4 protein-coding genes are annotated in these 5141 nt (G+C 69.9%); 1 reads left to right on the forward strand and 3 read right to left on the reverse strand.

From position 1 onward, the window contains the following. Nucleotides 1-434: c-type cytochrome domain-containing protein (locus tag ACG2DA_RS21540; RefSeq protein WP_395258577.1), on the reverse strand; the 434-nt coding region annotated here is incomplete at its 3' end. Nucleotides 435-524: 90 nt separating this feature from the next. After that, nucleotides 525-1625: a Vms1/Ankzf1 family peptidyl-tRNA hydrolase gene (locus tag ACG2DA_RS21545; RefSeq protein WP_395258579.1), complete on the reverse strand. Its 1101-nt coding sequence runs from the start codon at nucleotides 1623-1625 to the stop codon at nucleotides 525-527. A 238-nt stretch (nucleotides 1626-1863) separates the two neighbouring features. Here ACG2DA_RS21545 and ACG2DA_RS21550 point away from each other — a divergent pair, with 238 nt between their 5' ends. After that, nucleotides 1864-2991 (forward strand): glutamate--cysteine ligase, encoded by a 1128-nt coding sequence (locus ACG2DA_RS21550; protein WP_395258580.1) that lies wholly within the window; start codon nucleotides 1864-1866, stop codon nucleotides 2989-2991. Between the two features lie 125 nt (nucleotides 2992-3116). Here ACG2DA_RS21550 and ACG2DA_RS21555 read toward each other — a convergent pair whose 3' ends face one another. Beyond that, entirely contained in the window at nucleotides 3117-4769 is a 1653-nt protein-coding gene (locus ACG2DA_RS21555) for a sialate O-acetylesterase (protein WP_395258582.1), read from the reverse strand. Between the last annotated feature and the right edge of the window lie 372 nt (nucleotides 4770-5141).

The raw sequence follows: 5141 nt of genomic DNA on the forward strand, positions 1-5141 counted from the left end.
GCCCACGCCGGATCGGCCGTCGTCGGGGGAGTTGGGCGGGTCGGCGGTTGGAAGGACCAGTGCTTCTGCCAGGCGGCGCCCTGCTCCACCCAGCGGGTGAGGACGGCGACCTCCGCGTCGCTGAGCCGGGGGCCGTGCTCGGCGGGGGGCATCCGGGTTTCGTCGTCCGGGTCGGTCACCCGGTCGAGCAGATAGGAGAGCCCCGGGTCGCCGGGGACGACCAGCAGGGAAACGCTGTCCTCGTCGATCAGGTTGAGCCCGCCGGCCTCCCGCACGCCGCCGTGGCAGGCCGAGCAGTGGGCGTTGAAGATCGGCCGCACGTCCCGGGCGAACTGCACCTCGCCGGGGTTCGCCTCGCCGGGGTTCGCCGCCCCGGCTTCGGCGACGTCCGCCGCCGGGAGGCACAGGGCGACCAGGAGAAGCGGGGCGGGCATCGGCGGCCGGTGCGGGGAGGAACGGAACGGTCCCAGTCTATGCGACCGCGGACCCGCGGGGCACCCACGTCGTTCCTCGCTCCGTTCCCCTCACCACCGCAGCAGCGCCGCGACGCCGCCGTTCTGAACCAAACCCTTCACGCCCTGGGTGAACTCGACGTCGGCGTCGGTTTGCTCGGCCAGCCGGACCAGTTCCTCGACCAGCGGGATCGGGGCGACGTCCGGGCTGTCGCACAGGGGGCAGCGGTCGTGCACCTTGACGAACGCCGTCGTGCAGGCGTCGCACCGGCTGCCCTCGATCGCCACGTCGTGATCGACGGCCAACTCGTCCACGCGGCCGGTTTGCAGGGCGGTCAGCACGTCCTCCGGCCCGATCGCCCCCAGCCCGCCGGAGAGGGTTTCGTTCTGAATCCGCTTCCAGAGGGCCTGTTCCTCGCGGCGCTCCTCCTTTTGGAACAAGCGCAGGCCCTCCTCCACGAGGGCCTCCTCGGCGGCGTCCAGGTCGAAGCCCTCCTCGGCGATCACCCGCTCCTTCAGGCGATCCGGCAGTTCTTCCTCAATTTGCTGGCGGGTTTCCTGGGAACCGAGCAGCACGATCCGCTCCGGGCCGTGCTCCTTCGTCAATTCGGCCAGCCGCTCGGCGACCTCGGCGGCGTAGCGGTGCAACTGGCCCTTGCGCCGGCGGGCGTAGCGCTGCTGGCTCCAGCCGCCCTTCTTGACGCGGTTCTTCACGCCGCCCTTCACGTCCTCCTCCGCGTCGGCGACGGCGCCGGCGATCTGGAGGATGCGGGCGCCGTCGTTGTTCGCGGCGACCAGCAGGAAGGGTTCGTATTCGTCCTGCATCTCCGCCAACGGCCGCAGGTTCGGGCCGCGGGCGGCCCGGAAGGCGGTCTCCGCGGGCACGGTCAGTTTGAAGCCGCGTTCGACGCGGAGCTCCGGGCAGGCCATCAGGCAGTAGCCGGCGCCCTCCTCGAACGTTTCCCCCTCCATCAGGGCCTCCAGCCGCTCCAGGGCGGCGTCGAAGTCGGCCAGGCGGTCCGGTTCGTCGTGTTCGATCAGGCCCCGGGCCTTCGCGGCCCGGTTCTTCAATTCGCGGGCGCCGCTTTCCCCGGTGAAATAAAAGGTGAGGAAGGACCGCGGCGGCCCCTCCAAATCGGCGAGTTCGTGGAGGTTCAGATCGACGAAGGACATGCGGCGCGTGGAGCGGAGGAAAGCGGACGCGTCCCGAACCGCGGCCCCGCCCCCGGCCGGGCCGGGGGGAGACGTGGTCGCCCGCCGGTCCGGTTGGTCGAACGACGGTCGGGCGGGGTGCGGCTGAGGGACGCGAAACGTCTGTCTGCAACCGCCGTGCCCGGAACGGCATCCGGTTTGCGTCGGGGGTTCGGGACGATCCTCGCCCCTCCCTTTCTCCCGCTGGACGATTGCCCTCATGACCGCCCGGTCTTTCACCGCCCCCGACCCGGAATCGCTGACGATGGGGTGCGAGGAGGAATTTCAGATCGTCGACCCCGAGACCGGCAAACTCGCCAGTCGGGCGGACAAGCTGAAGAAGGACTCTCACCTCACGGGCGACCTGGCCCCGCAGAACGAACTGCACCTTTCCCAGATCGAGACGGCCACGTCCATCTGCGGGTCGCTGGGCGAGGTGCGGGAACAGCTCGCCGCCGCCCGCCGGGACCTGTTGGAAAGCGCCTCGCACTTCGGACTGACCGTCGGCGCCGCGGGCACCCACGCCTTCGCCGACTGGCACGACCAGCCCGTCACGCCGAAGCGGCGCTACCTCGGCATGGTCACGGATTATCAATACCTCACCCGGGAGTTGTTGATCTTCGGCCAGCACGTGCACGTGGGCATCGCGGACCCGGACCTCGCCGTGCAGGTGATGAACCGGTCGCGGGTCTATCTGCCCGCGCTGCTGGCCCTGACGGCCAGTTCCCCCTATTGGCTGGGGGAGGACACCGGCTACGAGAGCTTCCGCACGCTGATGTGGTTGAAGTGGCCGATGACCGGCCCGCCGCAGCAGTTCAAAGACCGGGCCGACTACGACCGTACGATCGACGGGCTGGTCAAGGCCGGGGTGATCTCCGACGGCTCGAAGGTGTACTGGGACGTCCGCATCCCGCGGGACAAACCGACGGTGGAGTTCCGGGTCAGCGACGTCAGCCCGCGGCTGGACGACGCGGTGATGCTGGCCGGGCTGGTACGGGCGATCGCCCTGCGGTGCGCCCGGGCCGCCGCCGACGGCGAGCCGGACCCCAACCCCCGGCCGGAGCTGCTCAAAGCGGCCAACTGGCGGGCCGCCCGCAGCGGCGTGAACGGGGAGTTGGTGGACCTCGTCGCCGGCCGCAAACGCCCCGCCGTCGAACTGATCGAAGGCATCCTGGGGGAACTGGCCGACGAACTGAACGACCTCGGCGAGGGCGCCTTCGTGCGGGAGCGGGTGCGGGAGATCCTCGACGGCGGCAACAGCGCCGACCGCCAGCGGGCCGCGGTCGAGAAATCCGGCGAAGTGCGTTCCGCCGTGGACCTCGTCGTGCGGGAGACCGCAGAATTATAAACGGCCGAGACGCAGACTTATCGAAGTAGAGCCGCGACCGTCAGGGAGCGTCCCCCAACGGTCGCGGCCGCACAGAAACGCTCCCTCACGGTCGCGGCTCCAATCGAGCTGTACGTCCTTTAGGCTCAATACCGCCCGGCGGTGACGCGGGGCCAGTCGTCGGTGCGGAACGGCGCCGCGGGCAGGCCGCGGGTGTTGAACAGCGTCACCTTCGGGTTGTCCGCCCAGGCGTAGCGGACGGCGACGATCTCCGAAACGCCCTCCGGCGCCGTGACTTTCACGGTGTCCGGCCCGGTCAGTTCCGCCTTGGCCCAGTGGAAAGTCTTGTCCGGCCCGGCGACGGCGAAGCCCAGCGCCTCGTTCGCCCCGGCCTCATACTCGTCCCGGCGAATCTGCAGGGCGTCGTCGTCGACGTCGAAAGCGATCGTCGCGGTCTTGCCGTTCAGCTGCGCCTCTTTGAACCGCGGGCTGAGCCGGCCCGGGGCGTCCATCCCGTAAACGGTCTCCAGCGCGGCGAGGGCCAGCCGTTCGCCGACGTCCTCTTTATTACGGGGGTGAATGTCGTTCGCCTCGCCGATATCAATAATCACCGCCTGCCCGACGTCCTTTAACTCGTCCAGCGTGTTGTCCTGGGCCTCCCGCAGCTCCGCCCATTCGGAGCCGACGTTCGGGTCCTCCTTGGACTCCATATAGTTGGCCAGCTGGACCCAGAAGAAGGGCAGGTCCTGGCCGAACTGGTCCCGCCAGTCCTCGATCATCGCCGGGAAGATCTCGTCGTACTGCTCCGCCCGGCCGGCGTTGGACTCGCCCTGATACCAGATCGCCCCTTTGAGGGCGAAGGGAACCAGCGGGGCGATCATGCCGTTGTTGAGATTCCCGGGGTGGTGCGGGTGGGTCGGGCCGTACTTGCCGTTCCAGTTGCCCTCGGCCGCCTTGCCCGCCTTGGCGGCGGCGTCGTATTTCTCCCAGCGCTCCAGCAGCGGGCCGGCGGTTTCGAGGGTCTCCAGCGTGGCCTCGCGGGTCCAAGCCTCGGACGGGGTGCCGCCCCAGCTGGAATCGATCAGCCCGACCGGCCGGCCGGTCGCTTCGTGAATCGTCGTGCCGAAGTGATACCCGACCGCGGAAAAGGTCGACGCGGCCTCCGGGCTGAGTTTGAGCCAGCGGGCGTTGGCCGGCTCCCCCTGCCCCGGCTCGCCTTTGAGCGTCGTCTGCGGTTCACGGACGCTGTTTTTGGGGACGGTGAACACGCGGATCGATTCGTTCTCGGCCGCTTTGATCTCCCGGTCGCCGTCGATCGTCGCGGCCAGCGGCCATTCCATATTGGACTGCCCGCTGCACAGCCAGACGTCGCCGACGAGCACGTCGGTATAAATCTTCCGGTCGGCCGTATCCTCCGCCGCCGGGTCTTTGAGAACGCCGTCCGCGGTGTAGTTCTCGTCCCGTTCCGGCACGTCGGCGACGACCAACGTCAGCGTCACGCCCGATTCGAACGGGCCGACCTCCGCCTGCCAGCGGCCGGCGTCGTCCGCGGCGGCGAAGACGATCGTTTCCGTGATCGTCTCCAACGCCTCGCCGGCGCCGTTCTGGACGAGAAGGGCGGAGACAGCCACCGTGCCGCCGGGCTCGGTCGTCCCGAACACCGGGGCCTTCACCCCGGCCTGCAAGACCATGTGGTCGCCGAAGATCGGGGCCGGCACGACCTCCGCGGCGGCGGGGGCGGCCAGGCCGGCCAGCAGCAGGGCCGGAGCGAGCGAACCGAGGGCGAGCGATCGGAGCATGAGACTGTGACGGTTGGGCGAGAACGGAACGCCGGACGCTAATGCCGCCCGCACGGCGGAGCAACCGGCGCCGGACCGCGTGACGGCCGCCCCCGGCGGCGGCCTCCCGACCAGCCCGAGTCGCATTGAGCGAACGTGGGCGAACCGTGCGCCCCCCTCACCCCCGGCCCCTCTCCCTCCAGGGAGAGGGGAGCAGAACGCGGCGAACAACTCACCGACGTCCGCAGACCGTGTCCCCCCTCGCCCCCTTTTTGGGGGAGAGGGGTCGGGGGTGAGGGGGCGGTGATTCCCGCACACCGCTCACCGCCCGCCTCGCTGACGCCCTCGCTGACGCGTCGTGGGGTTTGAACGGTCCGCGGATCGCCGTAGCGG

Source organism: Alienimonas sp. DA493, from assembly GCF_043951915.1.
Taxonomy (GTDB): Bacteria; Planctomycetota; Planctomycetia; order Planctomycetales; family Planctomycetaceae; genus Alienimonas.